Origin of the sequence: Eggerthella timonensis (assembly GCF_900184265.1) — a bacterium.
In the GTDB taxonomy this organism is placed as follows: domain Bacteria; phylum Actinomycetota; class Coriobacteriia; order Coriobacteriales; family Eggerthellaceae; genus Eggerthella; species Eggerthella timonensis.
On record NZ_FXXA01000002.1, the window covers coordinates 2,775,750 to 2,799,526 of the forward strand.

General features: G+C 68.2%; 17 protein-coding genes. 7 read left to right on the forward strand and 10 right to left on the reverse strand.

Annotated elements, in window-relative coordinates:
* Positions 1-9: 9 nt before the first annotated feature.
* The 7 genes from C1A15_RS11660 to C1A15_RS11690 form a co-directional block, all read right to left on the reverse strand.
* Positions 10-837: a class C sortase gene (locus tag C1A15_RS11660; RefSeq protein WP_101722728.1), complete on the reverse strand. Its 828-nt coding sequence runs from the start codon at positions 835-837 to the stop codon at positions 10-12.
* Positions 834-1,679, reverse strand: a complete 846-nt coding sequence (locus tag C1A15_RS11665; protein ID WP_245865009.1) for a class C sortase — start codon at positions 1,677-1,679, stop codon at positions 834-836. Before C1A15_RS11665 ends, C1A15_RS11660 begins: the two co-directional genes overlap by 4 nt.
* The gene (locus tag C1A15_RS11670; protein ID WP_101722729.1) at positions 1,676-6,310 is read right to left on the reverse strand and encodes an InlB B-repeat-containing protein; all 4,635 of its coding nucleotides are present in this window, start codon (positions 6,308-6,310) and stop codon (positions 1,676-1,678) included. The genes C1A15_RS11665 and C1A15_RS11670 overlap by 4 nt, the downstream gene beginning before the upstream one ends.
* 13 nt (positions 6,311-6,323) lie before the next feature.
* A complete protein-coding gene (locus tag C1A15_RS11675) occupies positions 6,324-7,898 on the reverse strand; it encodes a SpaH/EbpB family LPXTG-anchored major pilin (protein ID WP_146001852.1) in 1,575 nt (524 codons plus the stop codon).
* 74 nt (positions 7,899-7,972) lie between these two features.
* Positions 7,973-9,688 (reverse strand): SpaH/EbpB family LPXTG-anchored major pilin, encoded by a 1,716-nt coding sequence (locus C1A15_RS11680; protein WP_146001853.1) that lies wholly within the window; start codon positions 9,686-9,688, stop codon positions 7,973-7,975.
* 500 nt (positions 9,689-10,188) lie between these two features.
* On the reverse strand, positions 10,189-11,673 hold the full coding sequence (locus C1A15_RS11685; RefSeq protein WP_101722732.1) for an aldehyde dehydrogenase family protein: 1,485 nt from the start codon (positions 11,671-11,673) through the stop codon (positions 10,189-10,191).
* 308 nt (positions 11,674-11,981) lie between these two features.
* Positions 11,982-13,190, reverse strand: coding sequence for an acyl-CoA dehydrogenase family protein (locus tag C1A15_RS11690; protein WP_101722733.1), 1,209 nt, complete (start codon positions 13,188-13,190; stop codon positions 11,982-11,984).
* Positions 13,191-13,687: 497 nt separating this feature from the next.
* Here C1A15_RS11690 and C1A15_RS11695 point away from each other — a divergent pair, with 497 nt between their 5' ends.
* The 7 genes from C1A15_RS11695 to C1A15_RS11725 all read left to right on the forward strand — a co-directional run bounded on the left by C1A15_RS11695 (position 13,688) and on the right by C1A15_RS11725 (position 19,925).
* Positions 13,688-14,842, forward strand: coding sequence for an acyl-CoA dehydrogenase family protein (locus C1A15_RS11695; RefSeq protein WP_101722734.1), 1,155 nt, complete (start codon positions 13,688-13,690; stop codon positions 14,840-14,842).
* Between the two features lie 53 nt (positions 14,843-14,895).
* Positions 14,896-15,666, forward strand: a complete 771-nt coding sequence (locus C1A15_RS11700) for an adenine nucleotide alpha hydrolase family protein (protein ID WP_101722735.1) — start codon at positions 14,896-14,898, stop codon at positions 15,664-15,666.
* 27 nt (positions 15,667-15,693) lie between these two features.
* Complete coding sequence (locus C1A15_RS11705) at positions 15,694-16,584, forward strand: electron transfer flavoprotein subunit alpha/FixB family protein (protein WP_101722736.1); 891 nt, start codon at positions 15,694-15,696, stop codon at positions 16,582-16,584.
* 27 nt (positions 16,585-16,611) lie between these two features.
* A complete protein-coding gene (locus tag C1A15_RS11710) occupies positions 16,612-17,907 on the forward strand; it encodes an FAD-dependent oxidoreductase (RefSeq protein WP_101722737.1) in 1,296 nt (431 codons plus the stop codon).
* Entirely contained in the window at positions 17,904-18,200 is a 297-nt protein-coding gene (locus C1A15_RS11715) for a ferredoxin family protein (RefSeq protein ID WP_101722738.1), read from the forward strand. Before C1A15_RS11710 ends, C1A15_RS11715 begins: the two co-directional genes overlap by 4 nt.
* A 185-nt stretch (positions 18,201-18,385) precedes the next feature.
* Positions 18,386-19,312 carry a LysR family transcriptional regulator gene (locus C1A15_RS11720; protein WP_101722739.1) on the forward strand — a complete coding sequence of 309 codons (927 nt, stop codon included), beginning with the start codon at positions 18,386-18,388 and terminating at the stop codon, positions 19,310-19,312.
* A gap of 25 nt (positions 19,313-19,337) precedes the next feature.
* Positions 19,338-19,925, forward strand: coding sequence for a hypothetical protein (locus C1A15_RS11725; RefSeq protein ID WP_101722740.1), 588 nt, complete (start codon positions 19,338-19,340; stop codon positions 19,923-19,925).
* On the opposite strand, the gene C1A15_RS11730 is transcribed toward C1A15_RS11725, so the two are convergent.
* The 3 genes from C1A15_RS11730 to C1A15_RS11740 all read right to left on the reverse strand — a co-directional run bounded on the left by C1A15_RS11730 (position 19,915) and on the right by C1A15_RS11740 (position 23,707).
* On the reverse strand, positions 19,915-20,862 hold the full coding sequence (locus tag C1A15_RS11730) for a LysR family transcriptional regulator (RefSeq protein ID WP_101722741.1): 948 nt from the start codon (positions 20,860-20,862) through the stop codon (positions 19,915-19,917). The two genes, C1A15_RS11725 and C1A15_RS11730, sit on opposite strands and share 11 nt — an antisense overlap.
* Positions 20,863-20,974: 112 nt before the next feature.
* Positions 20,975-22,240 (reverse strand): MFS transporter, encoded by a 1,266-nt coding sequence (locus C1A15_RS11735; protein WP_245865010.1) that lies wholly within the window; start codon positions 22,238-22,240, stop codon positions 20,975-20,977.
* Positions 22,241-22,558: 318 nt separating this feature from the next.
* Positions 22,559-23,707, reverse strand: a complete 1,149-nt coding sequence (locus C1A15_RS11740; protein ID WP_101722743.1) for an acyl-CoA dehydrogenase family protein — start codon at positions 23,705-23,707, stop codon at positions 22,559-22,561.
* Between the last annotated feature and the right edge of the window lie 70 nt (positions 23,708-23,777).

The window sequence follows — 23,777 nt, forward strand, 5'->3', positions numbered from 1 at the left end:
CCCGAGCCCCTAACCGCGGGCGCGGGACTTCAAAGCGCGCCTCGCCGTCACGGCCGCGCCCGCGACAAGCAACGCGGCGAGGAACCCGGCTGCGAGGATCGGCAGCAGGACGACGGGCCGCAGGCCCTGCTCGCCGTCGTCCGCCGTGGGCACGCCCGTGACGAACAGGCGGTGGGAGTTGATGCCGTAGGGCGTGCAGGTGAGCAGCGTGAGCTTGTCCTCCCCCGCCGTCGGCTGCAGCAGCGCCGCGTCGTCGGGTTCCACCACGTCCACGGACGCCACCTCGTAGGAGAACGCGCGGTCGAGCACCTTCACGCGGAAGACGTCCCCTGCCTTCACGAACGACAGGTTCGTGAACAGCAGCTTGTCCGGAAGCCCCGTGTGCCCCGTGAGCACCGGATGGATGGAGTCGCCGTCGATGGGCAGCGCCGTCGTGGCGATATGGCCCGCGCCCTTCTGCAGCACCTCCTCGCCCGTGCCGTGGTACAGCGGCAGCTCGAGGCCGATGGAGGGCACCTCCACGTAGCCCATCATGCCGGTGCCGTCGGGGTCGAGCACCTCGAAGTAGCGGTCGAGCGGGGCGGTGACCTCCTCCACGGCGAAGGGATCGCGCACCTCCGAGGCCGCGAGCTCCTCGTTGTAGGCGTAGGCCTGCGCCCACAGCTGTGCCAGCTCCTCGGGGCTGCGACGGGCCACGGCGTCGTCGTAGGACGACACGGCGCTGTACGCGCCCAGCTGGTAGGCGATGTTCGTCACGATCGGGTACAGGATGCAGCCGATGCCGAGGACGAGCACGGCCCCAAAGAACCAGCGCGCGAGGCGGCGGCGGGCGCTCACGAGCGCTCCCCTGCCGCGCGCCTGCGCCGCCGTCTGCGCGCCGCGCGCACGGCGAGGGCGACGGCCAGCGCCGCGGCGGCGGTCAGCGCGCCGACGAGCGGCCAGGGCACGGGCGTCGCGGCCGCGAGCGCCGCATCGTCGGGCAGGTCGCAGGGCGCGCCGCGCACGAGCAGGCGGTGCGAGTTCACGCCGTAGGGCGTGCAGGTGAGCAGCGTCACGTACTCGTGCTCGCCGTCGACCCGGATGGACGACACGTCGTCGGGCTCCACCACGCTCACGTCGTCCACCGCGTAGGCGCGGCGCTCCCCCAGCACCTCGATGACGAACACGTCGCCCTCCTTCAGCCGTTCGAGATCGGTGAACAGGCGCGCCGTGGGCAGGCCCGTGTGGCCCGTGAGGACGGCGTGCGTGCCCGCGCCGCCCACGGGCAGCGACGTCTGCGGGATGTGGCCCGCGCCGTGCGCGAGCACGTCGTCGGACGTGCCGTGGTAGATGGGCAGCGTGAGGCCGATGGACGGGATGCTCACCGCGCCCATGAGGCCGGTGCCGTCCACGTCGAGCACGTCGTCGTAGTTGTCGGGAACCGCGTAGCCGCTGTTCGCCACGAACGGGTCGTGCACAGGATCGCCGCGCAGGCTGTCGTTGTAGGCGCGCGCCTCGGCGAGCATCTGCCGGCGCACGTCGTCGGGCAGCGTCTGCACCGCCTCCTCGTAGTGGCTCACCGCGTCGTTGAACGAGCGCTCGTTGAGGTACGTGCCCACCACCGGGTACAGCACGAGGGCGATGCCCGCCAAAAGGCACGCCAGCATAAGGGCGCGGCGCACGCCCTCGCGCGCCCTCATGAGGAGGCGCGCCGCGCGCGATGCAGCGCGATCGCGATCGCGATGAGCACGAGGCCCAGCAGCGCGCCCGCGTACGGCGCGATCGCCGGCGCGCCGGCGAAGGGCAGGTCGTAGCGCGCCACGTTCACGAGGTACACGCCGCGCTCGACGGCGCCGCCCACGGTGATGGAGGTGGAGAACGCGGTGGGCAGCAGGCCGCCGTCGCCCTTGCGGGCCAAAAGCGTGCTCACGTCGATGCCGTAGCCGCCCGCGCCGGACAGCTCGATAGCCTGAAACGCCCATTGCCCCGTGGGCTTCTGGTAGCCGTCGGGCGCGCTCGCCTCCACGAGCATGTACCAGGACGCCGGCGCCAGCTGCGTGAGCTTGACCTGGCCGAGCGTGTCGACGCTCGAGGACGACTCGAACACGTAGGGCACGTTCGACGCGTCGCCCGGCGCGCCCACGGTGCCGTCGGCCGCGATGACGGGCGCCCATTGGGCCGAGGCCGTGGTGGCCAGGTCGATGGAGCCGCCGTTGATGGTGAGCGGGCCGAGGGCGACCGAGCCCACGTAGCGGTACAGGTTGAACTGCGCGCCGCCCAGCTTCACCGTGGCGCCGGTGCGCTGGTCGGCCCCTACCTTCGTGAACGTCACGTCCGCGTGCAGGCCGCGCCACACCACGGCGCTGCCCGTGCCCGCCACGGCCGCGAGGCCCGCGTTCGCGTTGTTGAAGAACAGCTGGAGGCCCACGACGGGCGTCGAGCCCGTGCGCGAGGCGAACTGCGCGCCGGCCGCGAGCAGCGTACGATCAGCCGACGTGATGCCGACGGCCGCCGTGGGGGCCAGGCCCGACGTGTCCACCGCGATGGCGTAGGAGGTGCCCGAGCGGGCCGCTTCCAGGTCGGACGCCTTCGGCGCGTCGGTCGACGAGCCCTTGACGGGACGCCCCACGTTGCCGGAGACGAGCGCGGCGCCGCTGAGCGTGACGAGCGGAGACGTGCCCGCGTAGGCACCGAGCGCCACGCCGCCGACGTAGGCGCCCGCATAGGCTCCCGCGTCGTTGTTCTCGGCCGAAGCCGCGTTGTTCACGACGGAGCCGCCCGTCATGACGAGCCGCGCCGCAGGATCCACGTACACGCCGCCGCCCGTGCGCTTCGCCGTGTTGGCGCGCACCTCCGCGAGGCCCGACAGCGTCACCGTCGCCTGCGGGCCCGCGTACACGCCGCCGCCGAAGCGCCCGGACGCGTTCGAGGCGATCGAGCCGCCGCTCTGCGCGAAGGTCGACGCCTCCACCGTCACGCCGCCGCCGTCGGCGGCCGTGCAGCCGGCGATGCTCGCGCCGACGGTCATGCGCAGGGTTGCTCCGCCGGCGGCGAGCACCGCGCCGCCCGGGCCGGAGGCGTTGTAGGCGTTGCGTAGCGCGGCGCCGGCCCCCACCGTCAGGGACGAGGAGGCGCCCGACACCTCGAACAGCGCGTGGTCGGCCGCGATGCCCGTGCCGTCCTGGGCCTGGCGCACCGTGCAGCCGCCGTCCACGACGAGGTTCGTCACGCTCAGGCCCCCGGCCACCGAGAACCACGAGGAGACGGAGCCCGACGCCGTGCGCGTGAGCGTGGCCGCGAGCGACCCGGTGGACGGGACGGAGCCCAGCCACCCGCTCGCGCCCGGGACGGTCTGCACGAGCGGCGCCGTTGTCAGCGCGACGCCGCCGGTGCCCGCCGCCAGCGCCACGCCGCCGTCGGCGGGCTTGCTGGAGGCCGCGAAGTCGACGATGGGCGCGTCGCGCAGCATCTCGATGCGGTCGTTCGACTGTGCCGCGCGCAGCGCGTCGTAGAGCGTCGTGTACGATTGGAAGAACGCGTCGGGCACGCCGTCGCCGTTCGTGTCGCGAATGATCTGGCACACGCGCGGCGGCGTCTGCCACACGGCGTACAGCACCATATGGCCGTTCTTCAGCGGGTCGAGCGACGCATCGTAGGACAGCGTCGCCCCGGGCTGGTACTGCGCCGTCGTCGCCGTGGGCGACGAGGCCCACCCCTTGAACGTGTAGCCGCTCACCGCCATGGTGCCCTGGTCGAGCAGCGTGGCCGCGCCGCCCGTGCGGGGGTAGGCGTTCGCCACGCCGTCCGCGCCGTCGAAGGGCGCCGTTCCCGCGAGCGTGGTGCCCGCAGGCGCATTGGCGCGGTAGTCCACCACGAACCCGCTTGCCCACACGAGCTGAGAGCCGTTGGCCGCCGCGACGAGCGTGGGGTCCGCATCGTTCGCGAAAGGGCCCAGGTTAGCCGAGGTTTGGAACACTGATCCGAATCGGGCGCCGCTCGCATTGAGCGTCGCCAAGCCGTCGGAAACGCGAACGCACACCTTCGAACCGTCTACCAGGTTGCCGTTCACGGAAATGCGCGTGGACGGGTAGAACGCGTTCGTCCACACGTTGGACGCGATGCCCGTTGCGCCCTGCGTGTTCGCGCGCACGATGCTCGATGCGACGATCTTTCCGGCGAGGATGCTCGTCTTGTAATAGGTAGGGTTCGTGAAGCCTCCGTTGGCGGACGCGGGGTAGTTGAACACGAGGCCGCGCGGGGCGCTCGCCGAGCTGCCCTGGAAGCCGTACAGGGCCACGCCGCCGCCCCCGAGCCCGGCATGGCTGCCCGTCACCGTGCCGCCGTACCAGAACAGGTCGTTGTACATATCCTGCATGATGCCGCCGCCGTACATATCCGCCGTGCAGTTCGTGACGGAGCAGTTGTACATCGTGGTGGACCCGCTGTACAGGTACATGCCGCCGCCGAACGCGCCGGCCGTGCAGCCGTCGATGCGCACGCTCTCGATGCTCGACCCGGCGCCGATGCTCAAGCCGCCCGCGATCTTGCCCGAGGTGCAGTTCGAGATGGACGGGCCGCCGCTCAGGTCGGCCGAGCCGTCGAGGCAGAACACCGACGTGCCGTAGTTCGACACGGCGCCGCCCTCGCTGTACGTGGAGCACCCCGCGATGCGCGAGCCGTCGGCCAGCACGACGAGGCCGTTGAACGCGCCGCAGATGGCGCCGCCGCCCACGCCGTAGCGCTCGAAATCGCCGTAGGAGCCCAACGTGATGGCGCGCAGCGTGCCCACGTCCGTGGTCGAGCAGTTCTGGATGGTGCCGGACAGCGTAACGGTGTCGTACACCTTGTCCACCACCTGGGCGGCCGAGGTCAGCGGCGCGTTGCCCGCGCCCACCCATAGGTTGTCGCCCTCGCCGTAGCCGTCCGCCTCGCTCCAGTAGAACACGCCGCCTCCCGCGATGGCCGAGCAGTTCGAGACGGTGCCGCTGATGGAGGTGCGGCAGTCCACGGCCGCGGTCGTCGTGCACCCGTAGTCGTAGAGGTACGCGCCGCCGCCTCCGGCGTAGAAGTTGGCCGCGGTGATGTTCACGCTGCTCACCACGTTGCACGCATCGATGGTGCCGGCGATGTCCACCTTGCAGTTGTTGGCGAACAACCCGCCGCCGCCTTGGCGCGTGCCCGTCGGGTCGAACAGCAGGCCGAGCGAGCTGCGGAACGCGAGGTCCGACGAGCGCACGGCGGCGCCCGCTTGGATGCTGACCACGGCGTCGGCGGCATGGATGGCGCCGCCGCCCGACAGCGAGGCGTTCGCGGTGAGCTGCGTGTCGCAGTCGACGATGGACGAGCCGCCCTGCATGGTGAACGAGGCGCGGTTCGACGAGGAAGGGGTCGTTCCCGTGCCGGGCATGCGGTTCGCGAGGATGCTGACGGCCGCTCCGCCCGCCTGGGCGCCCTGCGTGACGAGACGGCAGTTCTGGATGATGCTGCCCGTCTGCATGGTGAGAGACGCGCCGTGGGCGTTCATGCGGAACGCTCCCGCCGTGCCCGAGCTGTACCAATTGCGCACGGTCGTGCCCGACGAAAGCGTGACCTGGGAGTTCGTGCCCGTAGCTTCGACCACCCGATGATCGACCGACGCAGATGCGCCGTCGAACACGATGTTCGAGAACGTGACGGACCCGGTGTTCACAGTGAACAGCGTGGCGGCGGTCGAGCCGGTGACCACGGCGGGCGCGCTCTGCGCCGGATCGGTGGTCACGACGACGTTCTTGGCGCCCACCGCGGCCGTCGTGGCGGCGGCGAGGTTGCCGATGACGGCCACCGTGGTCGCGGCCGACGCGGAGGCCTTCTGCACTGCGGCCTGCAAAGTGGCGAACGGCTTCGCGCGGGTGCCGTCTCCCGTCAGGTCGCTGCCCGACGCGGACACGTACAAGGTGTCGCCGGTTGCGCGCGGCTCGGCCTGCGAGGCGGCGGCCGCGTCGGCGGGCTCGTCCGCATCCGGCGCGACCGCAGGCTCGTCGCCGGCATCGTCGACGGACGCGGAGGGCGCGGAGGGCTGCGTCCCGTCGATGGGCTCGCCCGTCGGCGGAAGCTCGTCGGAGGGCCGCCCGTCGGCGGCGTCGTCGGTCTCGGGCGCGGGCGCAGAGTCGGGCAGATCGGAATCGGGGGCGGGCGCGGCGGGCGCCTCCGCACGGCCGTCGGCGGCGCCGACGGATGCGGAGCCGGCGCCGATGGAGGGGAACAGCGTGAACGCCAGCAGGGCGCACAGCAGCACGCGCCATGCCGCGCGCAGCGGGCGGGTCGGACGTCGCCGCTCGTTGAGCTTCTTCATGGGGCCGTTCCTCCTATCGATCGTCCGTACGTTCGCCGCGCCGCCGCAAGCGACGAGCCATCCCCGCGCCTGCGAGCGCGGCGACGGCGGCGGCGAGCAGCCAGCCCGCATCGCCCGTCTTCGCCAGCGCGCCGCCCACGGCGCTCCCTGCCCGGTCGAGGGGCGTTTCGAGGCGGTTCGCAACCGCCACGCGCACCTCGGCCGCCGCCGGGACGGCGGGGATCTCGACGGCTGCAGGCTCGGCAAGGCGCACGCAGGCCCGTTGCCGGCCCCGGGCATCGACGTAGGCGGGAGCCTGCGTCTCCATGAGCCAGTAGGTGCCCGCGCCGAGGCCGCCGAGGGACGCCGCGCCGTCCGCTTCGGTGACGAGCTGCACATCCTGCAGCGAGCCGTCTACCGTCCGGGCGATGAAGCGTCCGGCCAGCGCGTCGGCGCGCGAGCGCGCCACCTTGAACGTCGCGCCGGAGAGCTTCTCCCCCGTTTCCTCGAGGTGCTTGTCGATGCGCACGCCTCCCGTGCTGAGGCGCGGGTGCGCCGGGTTCGCGGGATCGGGCACGCCTCCGGGGATGACCTCGGCCCCGATCGACGCGCCCGAGGCGGCCGTGAACGACACCGCGGCGTTGTTGTAGATGGTGCCCGGCTCGTCGTAAGCGGCCTCGTTCACCCGCGTGGTCACCGCGATGACGAGGTTGGCCGCGCCGGCATCGGCGATGCGCCGCAGCGCCTCGTCGGTGAAGGTCCACGTTACCGTGCGCCCCTGCTCGTCGTACGCCTCCTCGTAGTCCGCGCCGGGCACGAGCGCCGTCGCGCTCGGCTGGCCCGTCGCGTCGACAAGCGACACCTGCGCGCCGGGCGCGTTGTCGAGCCGGGCGTCCAGAATATCGCGCACCTGCAAGCCGCGCCCGTAGCGCACCGAGCCGTCGGTCGCGACGAGCTTGAGCTCGGCGGGTACAGGCACTGTGATGCGCCAGCGCGCCTCGTCGCCCACGCCGTACACGGCGTCCGGGTCGTCCGCCGCCTTGGCGATGGACGCCGCCACGTACGATTTCGGGTAGACATGCACGTCCCAGCGTGCGTCGCCGCCAACCGCGCCCTGCATGGGCACGGCCACGAGCAGCTTCTTCTGCGCGGGCTGCACGCCGGCGACGTCGCCCTGCGCGAGCAGGTACACGCCGCGCGGCAGATCGCGGAACGCGAGCACGCCCTGCGCGTCGGTCGTGCCCGTGCGCGGGTCGAACGACGCCAACGGCGGCGAGTCGACGTCCACCGCAGGCTCGAAGCCGTTCGCCGCCTCGGGGTCGGTCGAGAGCTGGTACAGCGTGAGGGGCACGTCGGCCAACGGCAGGGCATCCTTCGGCAGCACGGGGTCCTCGTCGCCGTTTCCCGGGTTCGTGCCGCCCAGCTGCGAGCGGTACTCGTGCACGACGATGGAGCCGGTGCGCGCCGCGTCGGCGCCGGCGTCGGCGAGCGCCGGGCTGCCCGTGCCCGCGAGCGCCGCGGCGCAGAGGGCGAGCGCGGCGGCGAGCGCCGTCGCAGCGGCTGCGGCGCGCAGGTTCGCGCGCATCGCGCGTTCGCTCGTTCGTTTCACCCGATCACACCTCGCTCTTCCCTGCTCGCCGTGCGGCGGGGCCTCCGCTCGAGGCCCCGCCGCATCCGTTGCCTTTACGATTGGTCGTGCTGGTCGCGCCTGCGCGAGCGCACGAAGTACGCCACCGCGGCGCCGATGAGCACGGCGCCCACGATGCCGAAGATCAGCGCGCCCGTGCCGCCCGTGTTCGGCAGCGCGAAGTTGCCGCCGCCCTCCTGGCCGTCGCGCGTGTTGACGAGGGACAGCGGGCCGCCCACCACCGTGGTGGTCACCTTGGCGTCGGCCGTGGCCTTCACGATCTGCAGCGTCACCTTCTGGGGGGCCTGCAGGATGCGGTAGCCGTTCGGCGCCTTCGTCTCGCACAACCACAGCTCCACGTTCTGCACGGTGCCCAGGTTGGCGCGCGCGGCCGTCACGGCCTGCTCGATGGCCGTGTAGGCCGTGCCGCCCGAGGTGAGGTTGTCGAAGCTCAGGCCCGAGAACACGGCCTTGCCGTCGGCGAGGTTCGTCGTGGCCTGCAGATCGGCGGTGGCGGTGGCGTTCTTGAGGAACGTGCCCGCGACCGCGTTGTCGTAGGACGTGGCCAGCTTGAACGTGGCCGTGTCGGAGAGGATGGCGTTGCCCTCGGCGTCGACCTTGAGGAACTGGAAGCCGATGAGCGGAATGGCGACGGTCGTGCTCGCCTTGGCGTCGATGGTCGTAGTGCCGAGCGCGTCGATGACGGTGACCGCCGCGGTGTTCTGGATGATCGGCAGCCCGTCGGCGTCGACGCCCGCGTTGAAGGCGTTGTCGTTCACCGTGGCGTTTACGCGGATGAGGACCTTGCCGATCTGCTTCGCCGGCGTGGCGATGTTCGCCACGTTGATGACGTTGATGGCCTGGGCGATGGCCGGCGTGATGGTCCAGGTGGCCTGCCCGTTCGTGGCCGAGGTGTCGGAGAAGCCGATGTCGCCGGGAGTCAGCACGTTCTCGGTGCCGTCCTGGGCGAGCGCCACCACCGAGTAGTCGTTCTTGATGGTGATGGTGGGCTGGCCTGCGGCGTTCTTGGGCAGCGTGTCGACGATGGTGCCCTTGAGGCAGTTCGCGGGATCGGTGAAGATCTTGGAGGCCTCGGGGATCATGAACGCGATCTGGTAGCTCAGCGTGTCGCCGGGCTTCACGAGGTCAGGCTCGTCGATGACGGTCTTCTCGACCTCTTCCTTGCTCACGTTCTTGGGATACACGTGCACGTCCTTGAGGTACGTGGTGGACCCGCCGCTCGCCTGCTGCGCGTAGGGCAGCGTGATGATGGAGGGCACGCTCGTCTCGACGTTCGCGCCGCCCGCGTTCGTCTCGACGAGCAGGTAGTAGCCGAACGACAGGCTGCCGAACACGGCCGTGCCGTCGGCGCCGGTGGTCTTGACGACCGGCGTGGAGCTCGCGGATTTGTACAGCGTGAGGAACGCCGCCACGCCGTCGGCCGACGGGGCGGCGGTTGCGGCCGCCGTGCCGGCGACCGAGCCCTCGACCTTGGCGGAGTCGAGCTTGTACAGCGTGAAGTCCACGCCCGACATCGGCTCGGCGCCGGTAGGCACGTTGCCCTCGTCGGCCGTCGACCCGGTGCCGGGCTCGGACGAAGCCGCGGGGGTCTTGTACTTGTGCACCGTGATCGATGCGGTGCCGTCGTCGGTCAGGCCGCCGTTGTTCAGCGCGAATGCCGGCGTGGTGCCCAGCGCCATCGACGCGGCGAGCGCGAGGGCCACGGCTGCGGCCATCATCCTTCCCGACAGCCCAGATAACCTCTGTTCCATCTGTCTTCCTTTCATACCGGGTTGGGACGGGTCGGCCCCGTCACGTATTCCGCACGGCGGCGTCGCGGCCGTGCTCGCGATCCCGCGTTCCGAGAGGGCCGCCGCTCGAACAGGACGGCATGCAAGGAAGCGATTGCGCTGCAAGAGGATACGAGCGCAGCGCCCGATAGAGGTCGGCTGGGCTCGTGGCCGAAGCATAAGCCCTACCTGCCTGGTGAACGATGATGAAGCCCGTTCTGGCACGACGGCGTGCCGATACCGCAACGAAGCCGTCGGCCGCCGTTCACGAGGTCGTAACGCAGGGACCTCTCCTTCACCGTCCCTATCCCCCTTTGGCGCGGTGGTTATCATGTGGGCCGGCAGACCTGCTTCACGCCGATCCGACGAAGGCGCGGCGTGCACGGCGGACAGGCGTGCCGCCGCGCCGATATGCGGCAGCACGCACAAAAAAGCGCCCCGGTTCCCCGGGGCGCTTCGCACGCTCGCTGTGAGCGCAATCCCTACTTCTCGGGGTAGAAGCCGCTCGGCTCCTCGCCCAGGTTGATCATGATGTTCTTCGTCTGCGTGTAGTGCTCGAGCATCACCTTGTGCGTCTCGCGGCCGATACCCGACTCCTTGTAGCCGCCGAACGGCGCGCCGGACGGGATCTGGTTGTAGGTGTTCACCCACATGCGGCCCGTCTGGATGCCCTCGGCCACGCGGAAGGCGCGGTTGATGTCGCGCGTCCACACGGCGCCGCCCAGGCCGTACACCGAGTCGTTCGCCATGTCGATGACTTCCTGCTCGTCCTTGAACTTGATGACGACGGCCACGGGCCCGAAGATCTCCTCCTGCGCCACGCGGCACGAGTTGTTCGGCACCTCGAGCAGCGTCGGCTTCATGAACGCGCCCTTCGCGAGGTCGCCCTCGGTGTTGCGCTCGCCGCCGCAGAGGACCTTGCCGCCCTCCTGCTTCGCGATCTCCACGTATTCGAGGATCTTGTTGAGCTGGTTCTCGTCGATCTGGCTGCCCATCTGGGTGTCGTCCTCCCAGGGCATGCCCACCTTCACCTTGCTGAAGGCCTCGCAGGCGTCCTTCACGAACTTGTCGTAGATGTCCTCCTGCACGAAGATGCGGCTGCCGGCGCAGCACACCTGGCCCTGGTTGAACAGGATGCCCAGCTGGATGCCGTCCATGACCATGTCCCACTTGGCGTCGTCGAAGACGATGTTCGCCGACTTGCCGCCCAGCTCCAGCGTGGCCGGGATGAGACGCTCGGCCGCCGCGCGGGCCACGTCGCGGCCCACTTCGGTGGAGCCGGTGAACGCGAGCTTGCTGATCTTCGGGTTGTCGAGGATGTACTGGCCCGACTTCGAGCCGCGGCCCGTGACGACGTTGAACACGCCGGCCGGGATGATGTCCTGCGTCAGCTTCGCCAGCTCGAGCACCGTGAGCGACGTGGTGGACGAGGGCTTGAACACCGTGCAGTCGCCGGCGGCCAGCACGGGGGCCAGCTTCCAGGCGGCCATGAGGAACGGGAAGTTCCACGGCACGATCTGGCCGACGACGCCGATGGGCTCGTGCAGCACGATGGACAGCAGGTTGCCGGGCAGCTTGTCGGCCTCGCCCGTGTCGGCCAGCAGCACGCCGGCGAAGTAACGGAAATGGTCCACGGACAGCGCCACGTCGATGGCGCGCGTCTCGCGGATGGGCTTGCCGTTGTCGAGCGACTCGAGGAGCGCGAACTTCTCGGCGTTCTCCTCGATGAGGTCGGCCACCTTGTTCAAGATGATGGCGCGTTCGGCCTTCGTCGTCTTGCCCCAGGTTTTGAACGCCTCCCACGCGGCGTCGACCGCGCGGTCGACATCTTCCTTCGTGGCGTCGGCGATGGTTGAAAGCTGCTCACCGTTGGCGGGGCAGTACACGTCGAGCGTACCGCCGTCCGACGCGTCGACCCACTGGCCGTCGATGTAGAGCTGATAGGATTTCTGAGCAGGGTTGTTCATGGGCGCTTCCTTTCGCACGAGAGTCGCATGCCTGCGCTCGCCGTCGCCGTGCGCCGTCTCTCAACGCGCATCGCCGACATGCGGGCGGCATCGCATGCCCGCTGCCCGGCCCCGCAAGGCCGTTGCCGCCACGATACACCCGCGCGCGCAAGCCCCCTTCCCCTCGTTGCCAAACGTTTACGTGAACGCCGCTCATGCGCGAAGCCCCGCCGCCCGCGCCCTCGACGCGAAACGCCCCGGCGGCTGCCGGGGCGTTTCGAAGGATAAGGAGAGGATGGCGAAATCGTCTCTTGGAACGCTGGGAGAGCTTACAGGGCGGTGCCGGCGATCCAGTCGGCGTACTCCACGTGGCCGTCGTGCTTGTCCACGCCGCGCGCGATGGTGATGCGCTGGACGGTGGGGGCGCCTTCCTCAAGCCACATGGCGCGGCAGTCGCGGTACAAACGCTCGGTCGGGCCGTAGGGCGAATCCTCGAAGTAGCCGTCGCCGCCGAAGATCTCGAGCATCTCGTCGGAAACCATCTTCACGGTGTCGATGGAGAACAGCTTGCACATGGCGGCCTTCTCGTCGACGAACTCGTTGTGCGGGTCCACGTCGTACTCGTCGGCGAAGTCCATGATCATGCAGCGCAGCGCGTGGATGTTCGTGGCCATGTTCGCCAGCTTCATCTTGATGGCCTGGCGCTGGATGATCGGCTTGCCGAAGGTCACGCGGTCGCGGGCACGGGCGATGGACATCTCGAGCATGCGCTGGGACATTCCCAGGTTGGAGTCGGCGATGTGCACGCGGGAGATGGCGAGCGAGTGCATGGCCACTTCCATGCCCTGGCCCTCCTCGCCCAGCAGGTACTTCGGGTCGAGCACGACGTTGGTCATCTTGAAGCCCGCATGGCCCGCGCCGCGGCAGCCCATCATGTGCGGCATGGGGACCAGCTCGAAGCCCGGCGTGTCCATGGGCACGAAGAAGGCGGACAGGCGCTCGTCGCCCTTCTTCTCAGGGTCGGTCACCGCGATGACGTAGGCGTACTGCGAGCAGTCGGTGTGGGAGATGAGCCACTTCTCGCCGTTGAGCACGTAGTTGCCGTTCTCGTCCTTGAGCGCGGTGGTGTGCAGGTCGGCGCCGGTGCCGCCCGTCTGCTCGGTCAGCGCGAAGTTCGTGAAGATGGTCTTGTCCTGGAACTTGTCCATGAACTCGGCCTTGAGCTCCGGCTTGCCGTAGTCGTCGAGGATGCGCCAGTTCAGGTCGGCCGCGTAGTGCAGGTGCATGCGCATGCCGCCCGGGCCGCGGGAGAACTCCTCCTGCACCTGCAGGATCTCCTTCTCGGACAGGCCCCATCCGCCGTACTCCTCGGGCAGCGCGTAGCGGTACAGGTTGTTCTCGATGGCCAGGTCGTAGAATTCCTGCGGGAACTTGTTGGTGACCTCGACCTCCTTCTGCATCTCCTCGAACGGGCCTTCGGCGAGCGCGCGCACGGTCTTGAGGTACTCGCGGAACTCCTCGGGGGTTAGCTTGCTCATACATCCTCCTTCAACGTAGTGCCAGACGGCGGGTTTCGGGTTGCTTCGTCTCCGGTCATCGGTGAGTGGCAACCGCGTTGATCACAGTTTGCACCCTAAACGATTATTTTGTCCAATAGGTAATCGTTGATGAATCATGTGCCAAACATAGGTTTTGGCTATGGTTCACCGCTGATTTCCGCGATTCTTCGGACGAAACAATCCGGATCACCGTTTCGACGATCTATATTTTACCTGATCATATGCACATAGTGCCACCATCATACCAACGGCCTTGTCCGGTTGCCCCCACCCATTGATAGAAGAAACCTATGGATTGGCCTATGAATCGCTGAAAAGAACCTATTGGACACTGACGTGATTCTGGGTGCAAACTGTACGAAGCAACCGTTAGAACGAGGCAAATGCGGCAGCACCGCCCCCGCCAACCCGGGGGCGAACGGGGACGAACCGCGCGCATGCGGGGCAAGACACTGGACAGAAAAGGAGCGTTGACTATGGATTTCAGCCTGACCGTCGATCAGGAACTGCTGGTCGAGAGCATCCAGGAATTCGCTGACCGGTACTTCGACGAGGAGACCGTCAGCGCCATGTACGAGAACCACGGCATCCCCGACGAGATCGGCGAGGCGTACCGCGACGCGGGGTTCGCCTTCATGGGGCTGCCCGAGGAGTGCGGCGGCATCCCCTGCGACAAGCTCACGCTGGGCCTCATGACCGAGACGCTGTACCACGCCACCGGCTGCATGACCCCGTTCATGACCGCCATGCTGGCCACGGCCGACGTCGCGGAGTTCGGCACGCCCGAGCAGGTGTCGCTCGTCGTCGACCAATATAACAAGTCGGGCAAGCCCATCGCCTCGCTGGCGCTGTCGGAGCCGGGCGCCGGCTCGGACAACAAGGCCATGAGCACGTACACGAAGCGCCAGGCCGACGGCACGTACATCATGAACGGCCAGAAGACCTGGGTCACGAACGGCGGCAACACCCCCTACATGCTCGTGGTGTCCAAGGACGAGCATCCGGCCCACGCCAACGAGAGCATGTCGCTGTGGCTCATCCCCACCGACGCCCCGGGCCTGTCCACCGCCCCGCTCGAGAAGATCGGCCAGCAGATCATCCCGTTCGTCGACGTGTTCTTCGACGAGGTCGTGCTCACCGAGGACATGCGCCTCGGCAAGGAGGGCGAGGGCTTCCTGCTGCTCATGAAGAACTTCGAGATCGAGCGCTGCCTCGTGGTGGCCCAGTCGCTCGGGCTCGCCCAGGCGTGCATGGACGACGCGGCCGCCTACGCCAACGAGCGCTACGCCTTCGGCAAGCCCATCGGCTGGAACCCCATGATCCAGGACATGCTGGCCGAGATGGAGACCATCCTCGAGAACTCCCGCAACATGCTGTACAAGACGCTGTGGCAGCTCGACCAGGGAGAATCGGTGCGCACCGAGGCGGCGCTGCTCAAGCGCTACGCCACGGTGGGCTGCACGAAGGTGGCCGACATGGCGCTGGAGATCTTCGCCGCCCTCGGCTACACCACGGCCTCCCGCGTCGGCCGCATCTGGACCGACCTGCGCGGCAACCAGCTTGCCGGCGGCACCGTGGAGATCATGAGCTACATCGCCGGGCGCCAGATCCTCAAGCGCTACGCGAAGTAAGACGACCAGGCACGAACGAGAGCAATCGTACCCATCGAGCGAAAGGAACCCGAATGAACATTGCCGTAGCGGTGAAAGTGGTGCCCGACGACCAGGACATCGCCGTCGCATCCGACCGTACCCTCGACTACTCCAAAGCCCACCAGATCGTGAGCGAGTACGACCTCAACGCCATCGAGGCGGCCACGCTCTTGGCCGAGGAGGCGGGCGCCACACTGTACGCGGTGAGCGCCAGCAACGCGAAGGCCGACGACCTCAAGGTGAAGAAGAGCATCCTGTCGCGCGGCCCCGCCGAGCTGCGCATGATCGCCGACGACGCGTTCGCCTTCGCGGACGCCCGCACCACGGCGCGCGCCCTCGCCTCGCTCGTGAGGGGCATCGGAGAGGTGGACCTCGTGGTGTGCGGCGACGGCTCGGCCGACATGTACGCCGGCCAGGTGGACGTGCAGCTGGCCGCCGAGCTGGACCTGCCGGTGATCAACGCCGTCTCGTCCATCAAGCTGGAAGACGGGGCAGTGGTGGTGGAGCGCACGCTGAGCGACGTGGTGGAGGAGATCGAGGTGCCGCTGCCCGCCGTGGTGGCCGTGACGCCCGAATGCGCGTTCCCCCGCATCGCGGGCATGCGCGAGATCCTCGCGGCCGGCAAGAAGCCCGCGACGGTGACCTCGGCCGCGGACGCGGGCGTGGACACGAGCGCCGCGGTGGAGACCGCCAGCATCACGGCGCCCGAGCTGGCCGAGCGCAAGCGCCAGGTGTTCGACATGAAAAACGACGGCGACTTCGACGCGTTCGCGTCGGCCGTGGCCGCGGCCGTCCGCGCGTAGCCGGTAGACGAGAGAGAGGCATCCATCATGAAAGCATTCGTTATCGCTGAATCGGCCGATGCGCAGAAGGAGCTCTGCGCCGGGGCGCGCACGCTCGCCGACGAGGTCCTGCTCGTCACCATCGGCACCGACCCCGCGACGGGCGTGGCCGACAAGGCCTTCGCCGTGGAGCTGCCGCAAGGCGAACTCGTGGAGAACGCCTACGGCGCCGTGGCCGCGCTGTTCGACGAAACCGCGCCCGACGTGGTGCTGTTCGAGCCCACGCCGCGCCTCAAGATCGTGGGCGGGCGCCTCGCGGCCCACGCGAACACGAGCGTGATGAGCGACGTCACCGCCCTCGACGGCGCCGAGGCCGAGAGCCTGTACTTCGGCGGCCTCGCCACGAAGAAGCAGCATGCCGCGGGGCCCGTGGCCTTCTACTCCTGCAACGGCGCCGCCTTCGACGGGGCCGAGGCGTCGGGCACCGACGTCGTGGAGGCGCGCGCGTTCGTCGCGCCGGAGAAGCCCCTCAAGCTGCGCGGCACGCACGAGGTGCCGCACATGGGCGCCGACCTGGGCCGCGCGTCGGTCATCGTGGGCGCCGGGCGCGGCTTCGCGCACGAGGAGGACCTCGAGCTGGCGCGCAGCCTGGCCTCGGCCGTGCACGGCGAGATCGCCTGCTCCCGCCCGCTCGCCGAGAACGAGAAGTGGCTGCCCAAGAACCTCTACCTGGGCGTGTCGGGCCGCATGGTGGCGCCGAAGGTGTACTTCGCCGTCGGGATCTCCGGCCAGATGCAGCACATGATCGGCGTGCACAACGCCGACATCATCGTGGCCGTGAACAAGGACCAGAACGCGCCCGTGTTCGCCCAGGCCGACTTCGGCCTCGTGGGCGACCTGCACGAGGCGCTGCCGGCCCTCGTCGAGAAGCTGTCCTAGCGGACCGGGCTGAGGAAAGGTATCCCCATGTCCGATGATCAATTCGACGCGATCGTCGTCGGCGCCGGGTGCGCCGGCGCGGTCGCGGCCTACCGGCTGGCCTCCGCGGGCCTCGCCGTGCTCGTGGTGGAGCGCGGCAACTACGCCGGCGCGAAGAACATGACCGGCGGGCGCATCTACACGCATGCGCTCGCCCGCGTGTTCCCCGACTTCGAGGAGCGCGCTCCCCTGCAGCGGCGCATCACGCACGAGAAGATCTCGCTGGCCGCGCCCGATGCGCTGTTCACGATGGACTTCACGGCCGACGAGCTGCGCGAGTCGGGCAAGGACTCCTACGCGGTGCTGCGCGGGCCCTTCGACCAATGGCTCGCCGAGCAGGCCGAACAGGCGGGCGCCGACTTCATCTACGGCATCGCCGTGGAGGACCTCATCGTGCGCGACGGCAAGGTATGCGGCGTGCGTACCGGCGGCGACGAGGTGGAGGCGCGCGTCACCGTGCTGGCCGACGGCGTGAACTCGCTGCTCGCCCAGAAGGCGGGCCTCGCCGACGGAACGCCCCTGCCCCACCAGATGGCCGTGGGAGTGAAGGAGACCATCGCGCTTCCGCCGTCGGTCATCGAGGACCGCTTCCTGTGCGCGCCCGGCGAGGGCGCGGCGTGGATGTTCGCCGGCGACTGCACGAAGGGCCGCGTGGGCGGCGGCTTCCTGTACACGAACGACGACTCGATCTCGCTCGGCCTCGTGGCCACGCTGTCCGACCTCGCGGCGGGCGACGTGCCCATCTACCAGATGCTCGAGGACTTCAAGCAGCGCGCCGACATCGCCCCGCTCGTCAAGGGCGGCGAACTCGTGGAGTACTCGGGGCACCTCGTGCCCGAGGGCGGCCTCGCCATGGTGCCGCGCCTCTACGGCGACGGCGTGCTCGCGTGCGGCGACGCCGCGATGCTCTGCATGAACCTGGGCTACTCGGTGCGCGGCATGGACTTCGCCGTCAGCTCGGGCGACCTCGCGGCCGACGCCGTCATGGGCGCGCTCGAGGCCGACGACGTGTCGGCAGCGCGCCTGGCCGCCTACGAGCAGCTGCTCGACGGCTGCTACGTGCTGCAGGACCTCAAGCGCTTCCGCCGCTTCCCGCGCTACATGGAGGAGACGACGCGCATCTTCAACGAGTACCCGGCCATGGCCCGCGACGTCATGCTCAACCTGTTCAAGGTAGACGGGCATCCGCAGCAGCGCGTCAAGGACAAGCTTTTGGGCCCGCTCAAGCGCGTGGGCCTGTGGCAGCTGGCCCAGGACGGCAGAAAGGGGATGAAGGCCCTATGAGCGATCCCGTCATCAACGTGAACGTCGACGCCAAACTGGCGCTCAACAAGTACAACGTGGACGAGGGCCACGCGCACATCGAGCTCGTCGACGACGCGGACCGCGCCGAGTTCCGCAAGCTCGTGCTGGCCTGCCCCGCCGCGCTGTACAAGTTCGACGAGGACGGCGGCCTGTCGTTCGACTACGCCGGGTGCCTCGAGTGCGGCACGTGCCGCATCCTGTGCGGCGCCACCATCCTCGAGCGCTGGGAGTACCCCCAGCCCACCATGGGCGTCGAGTACCGCTACGGGTAAGCCTTTCCCAGCACCCCGCTCCGTCGCGCGCGCAGAACGGCGAACGAGCCGCCAAACGGCCCGGCGCGCGCGAGGGAGCGGCGCGAAAACCCCTAGATCAGCCATTTTGTGTGGCAACCTCCTCGTCATTCACCCGTATAATGGAGGCGGTGTTCGATGCGTCGTGAGACCCCAGGGGGCGACTGATGAACCTTTCCCAGCTGTACTACTTCCGCAAGCTCGCAGAGCTGCAGCACTACGCCAAGGCGGCCAAGGAGCTCTACATCACCCAGCCCTCGCTCTCGAACGCCATCAGCTCGCTCGAGCAGGAGCTGGGCGTGTCGCTGTTCCAGAAGACGGGCCGCAACATCCACCTCACGAAGTACGGCAGCGAGTTCCTCGTCTACGTGAACAAGGGCCTCGAGCAGATCGACAAGGGCATCGCCATCATGAAGAACTACGCCGGCACGAGCGACGGCGGCAAGATCGACCTCGGCTGCATCATCACCGTGCAGACCGACTTCATCCCCAAGCTCCTCAACGGCTACAAGGCCTCCACCGGCGGCGTCGCGTTCAGCGTGCGCGAGGACACCTCGCAGCCCCTCGTGAAGGACCTGCTGAGCGGCTGCTACGACGTGGTGTTCTGCGCGCGGGGCGACGACGACCCCGACCTCACGTACGTGCCCGTGCTCACCCAGAAGGTGGTCGTGGCCATGAGCGCCGACTGCCCGCTGGTCGAAAAGGCGTTCGTCACGCCGGCCGACCTGTACGAGCAGCACCTCATCACCTACGTCGACACCATCCCGCTCGGGCGGGCCATCAGGCGCATGCTCGACGAGCGCGACATCAAGAACGTCGAGTACAGCTACCTCGACGAGTCCATCCTGGCCGGCTTCGCGGCCAACGGCGTGGAGGCGGCCATCATGCTGGACACCTTCCTGCTGCGCAGCGTCGACAACGTGGTGGTCAGGCCCTTCTACCTGAGCCCGCTCGAGCGCCGCAGCTGCTACCACCGCGTGTACATGGCCTACAGCACGAAGAACTACCACCCGTACTGCGTGGACCACTTCATCCAGTACGTCGCCGACACGAAGGCACTCGCCACCAACCCGAACGCCCGCTACATCGACTGATTCGAGATTCTCCCGGAGGATTGCCATGGCAGACACCGACAGCACCGGCTTGAGCCCCACGCGCACCCGCGCAACCTGGAAGCCCGGCGTATCCGACGAGCCGATCCCCTTCTACGGCTGCGACGGGTGCGCGGCGGTGTTCGTGGGCGTCGACGGCGGCGAGGGCCCGCAGCTCACGGGCGGCGGGCGGCGCCCCACGATCGAGCTGCCCTACGCCCCCGCCCCCGACGCGAGCGCGTGCGCCGGCTCCCTGACGCGCCTCGCGGCCGCGGATGCCGCCTCCTGCGCCGACGCGATCGAGCTCTCCTACGACGTGGTGGGCGGGTTCGACCAGAACGCCCTGCGCGTGTTCTGGAAGGTGCGCGAGGACGGCTGCGAGCCGCGTTGGGTCGCGCTCAAGACGTTCACGGGGATGCAGCTCAAGTACGTGCTGCCGGGCAAGCGGCCGCCGCTCGTGTTCGCGCTGGGCGACGAGGACGCCTACGCCTACTGCGACGAGGATCCCTGCGTCAGCTGCACCTTCCGCTGCAAGCGCGGATTCGAGCTGTACGCCTACGTCGAACGCGTCGGGCTCGTCGCGCTGGGCGTGCACCGCGAGGCCGTCACGCGCTAGGACGGCCGTCCTCGGGGCGATCGGGGCGATAGCCGAGGTCGATCCCCGCCCCCTCGGCGTCGAACTCCTTCACGAAGTCGATGAACGACTGCACGGCCGCCGTCTTGGCGTGCTTCGCGCTCGAAGCCAGGTACACCCAGTAGAAATCGGGGCGCACGCCTTCGAGGGGAACCGTCGTGATGTTCGAGAACACCTTGAGGCCGATGGAGTTCAGCATGAGCGCGCCGAGGCCCCCGTCCACCGACAGCGCCGAGGCCATCGTGATGTCGTCGTCGTAGAGCGCGTCGACTCCCTCGAGCGAGCTCCGGGCAAGCAGGCGCTGCACCTCCTCGCCGATGGGCGTTCCGCGCCGATACGTGATGAGGCGTTGGTCGCGCAGCTCGTCGAACGACACCGACGCGCGGTCGGCCAGCGGGTGGTCTACGCGAACTCCCAGCTCCAGGCTGCGGTTGAGCACGGGGAAGTACTCGATGTCGGGCTCGTGGTCGCGCCTGCCGCAGAACGACACGTCGAGCGTCTCGTTGTGCAGGCTCTGCGTGAGGTAGTTCGTGAACGCCTGGTACGTCTCGATGCGAACCTCGTCGCCGAAGCGCTCGCGATACGCCTTGAGCAGCGTCGGCAGGTAGTCGTCCTGCACGGTGAACGTGGCTCCCAGGTTGATGGCGCCGCCCAGCTGCGCCTTGCGCCGGTTCATCGCGTCGATGCCGTCGTCGAGGGAGCGCAGGCTGTCGCTCACGTAGCGGTAGAACTCGCTGCCGTTCGACGTCAGCCTGACGCTGCGGCCGTCGCGGCAGAACAGCGCAACGCCCAGCTCCTTCTCCAGCGAGCTGATCGCGTCGGAGAGCGTGGGCTGGGCGATGTAGAGCTCCTTGGCCGCTCGCGTGTAGTGCTGCAGTTCGGCGAGCTTCTTGAAGTAGTAGAGCTGGGACAGGTTCATTGCGATGCTCCCCCACGATCTCGACCGGTCTGAAAGAAGGCGCTCGGCGGGGGCCCGCCGAAACGGGCCCCCGAGCGAAGTGCAGAGCTGTTCTAGCAGAGTATACCCGTGTTTAGTCGGTCCACTGGCTCTTGAACTTCTTGGCGTTCGAGAACGTGTAGAAGCCGAGCAGCAGGATGAGGACCAGCAGCACGAGGCCCACGACGAACACGGCGTTGAAGCCGAAGCTGGAACCGATCCAAGCCCAGATCATGGATGCGAACGCGGCGATCAGGTTGAAGACGGTGCTCACGCGGGAATAGATGATGGAGTACTCGCGGGAGCCGAACGACTGGCGCACGACGATCGGGACGAGCACGACGGCCGTCGCGTAGAACGCGCCGAAGATGAACGCGCCGCTGTACAGGACGTACTCGGAAGCGATGCCGAACCAGCACAGCAGAACGCCGCCGACGCCGCAGACGAACGCGAAGATGAGGGCGCCCTTGGCGTTGCGGTCGGCCACCACGCCGAGGATGAGCTTGAACACCGCTTGGCCCACCATCATGACCGTGGTCATCACGCCGCCCACGACCAGAACGTCGAACGTGACGTCGGTGAGCGACTTGGTGTAGGTCGGGAACTGCATGGCGATGAGGACGGCGATGTTGATCAGGCCTGCGAACACGCACACGGTGTAGAACGCGGGGGTCTTCATGGCCGCGGCGGCGGACAAGCCGGTGGGCTTGGCGGGAGCCTGGCCGGCGACGACCGATGCGCCGTAGGGAGCCAGGCCGCAATCCTCGGGCTTGCTGCGCACGCAGAACAGCGTGAACGGAAGCGACGTGACCAAGGCGATGACGGCCCAGATGAGGTAGATGGTGTGGAAGTCCATGCCGCCGGAACGCAGGCCTGTGAACACGGCGGACCACACCGCGCCGCCGATGCCGGTGAACGCCATGCACAGTCCGATGAAGGTGCCCGCCTTGTCGGCGAACCAGCGGTTGATCAGCGTGGGGATGGCGAGCCACAGGATGGAGATCTCGCCCAAGCCCAGAAGCACGGCGGCGAGGTAGAACATCCAAATCTCGTTCGATACGCTCATCAGCAAAAACGCGCCGCCCACCAAGCAGGCGGAAACGGACAGGATGATGCGGATGTCCACCGTTTGCAACAGCTTGCCCATGAACGGCGAAGCGACGGTCATCGTGAGGTACATGACCGTGACGTACATGGCGAACGCCGTGGTCTCGACGCCCAGGCCCTCGGCGACGACCGGCTGGAACAGGCCCCACGTGGAAAAGCACAGGGCCGAGCACCCGAAGGTGATCATGATGCCCGTGAGAACGACGAGCATGTGGCGCACGCTCATCTTCTCTTTCTTAGCTGCGGTACTCAATTTGTCCTCCTAATTTCTCCGTCGTCCCCCTCCGTGGTATTGAGCGCACACGAAAGGGAACGGCACCCCTGACACTATCTGCTTAGAGCAGGCTCTCTAGCAGTCATTATTCCGTGCCTCCCGACGCACGAGAATGGTCATAACGACAGAACTGACCCAGAAACAGACTGCACAATGGATAATATTGAACAATTGAGTAATACTTTTGAGCGCATGCGCAGGACTATCCGCTCCGCTTGTACCAAATAGCATGAAAATGCCCGCCGCATTGCGCGACGGGCATCCCCTTGCTTCTCCGATCGTTTCGGCGCGGCGGCCTCAGTACTTCTCCATGATGAGCGGCGAGGCGATGTACACCATGATCTGGTCGGTGCCCTCCGCAATCTGGTTGCCGCGGCAGTCCTGCCACAGCTGGCTCACCCGCGCGCCCTCCGTGTAGCCCATGCCGCCGAGGATCTGCATGGCGCTCGAGGCCACCTCGGTGGCGGCGTTGGGCACGTAGCGCTTCATGAGCGCCACCGACAGCCGCTCGTCGGGGCCGCCGTTGTCCACCGCCAGAGCCGCGCGGTACAGCATGGAGTTCATATTGAAGATGCTCACCTCCATGTCCGTCAGCATCTGCTCGATCTGCTGGAAGCGCCCGATCTGCACGCCGAACGCCTTGCGGCTGCGCGCGTGGGCCACGGCGTCCTCCATGGCGGCGCGGGCCATGCCCAAAGACGAGGCGCACGTGAACACGCGGCCGAACTCGAGCAGGCGGAACAGCTGGCGGAAGCCCTCCTGGCGCCCGTTCAGGCGATAGGACGGGGACAGCTCCACGTTGTCGAACACGAGCGTGGCGAACGGGAGCATCGACTGCCCTATCTTGTTGATGGGGTAGGCGCTTATGCCCTTGAGGTCGCGCGGCAGCAGCCAGAACGTCATGGGCGGGTACTTGCCCGGCGACTCCTTGTCGCGGTCGATGGCGGCTACCATGATATAGGGGGCGTACTCGCCGTTGTTCACGTAGGTCTTGTGCCCGTTCAAGATGAGGTGCTCGTCGACGGTGCGCGTGTAGGTCTGCATGTTCATGGCGTCCGAGCCGGCCTCCGGCTCCGAGATGGCCAGCGCGAACAGGAGGCGGCCCGTCTCGCGGTAGTCCTTCAGCACGTCGGCGAACTCGCCCGCGCCGGCGAACTGGCGCACGATGGAGAGGTTGAACAGGTCGTTCTGGAACGGCAGCGTGGCGCCGGCGCACCGCGACAGCTCCTCGATGATGAGCGCCTGCGAGCATAGGCTGAACGTGCCCTCGCCGTCTTCGAGCTCCTCGAGGCCGAAGTACAGGTCGACGAACCCCTTCACCACCTCGTCGGGCAGGCCCTGGTCGCGACGCCATTGGTGCACGTGCTCGGGCGTGAACGTTTCCTCGCCGAACGCGCGGAACGCCTCCACGAGCTTGCGCTGCTTGTCGGTCAATTCGAAATCCACAGGGTGCCTTCTTTCCTTCAACACGCCGCAGCGGCCACGCTCGCTGAGCAGGCCCGCAACGCTGCAAGCA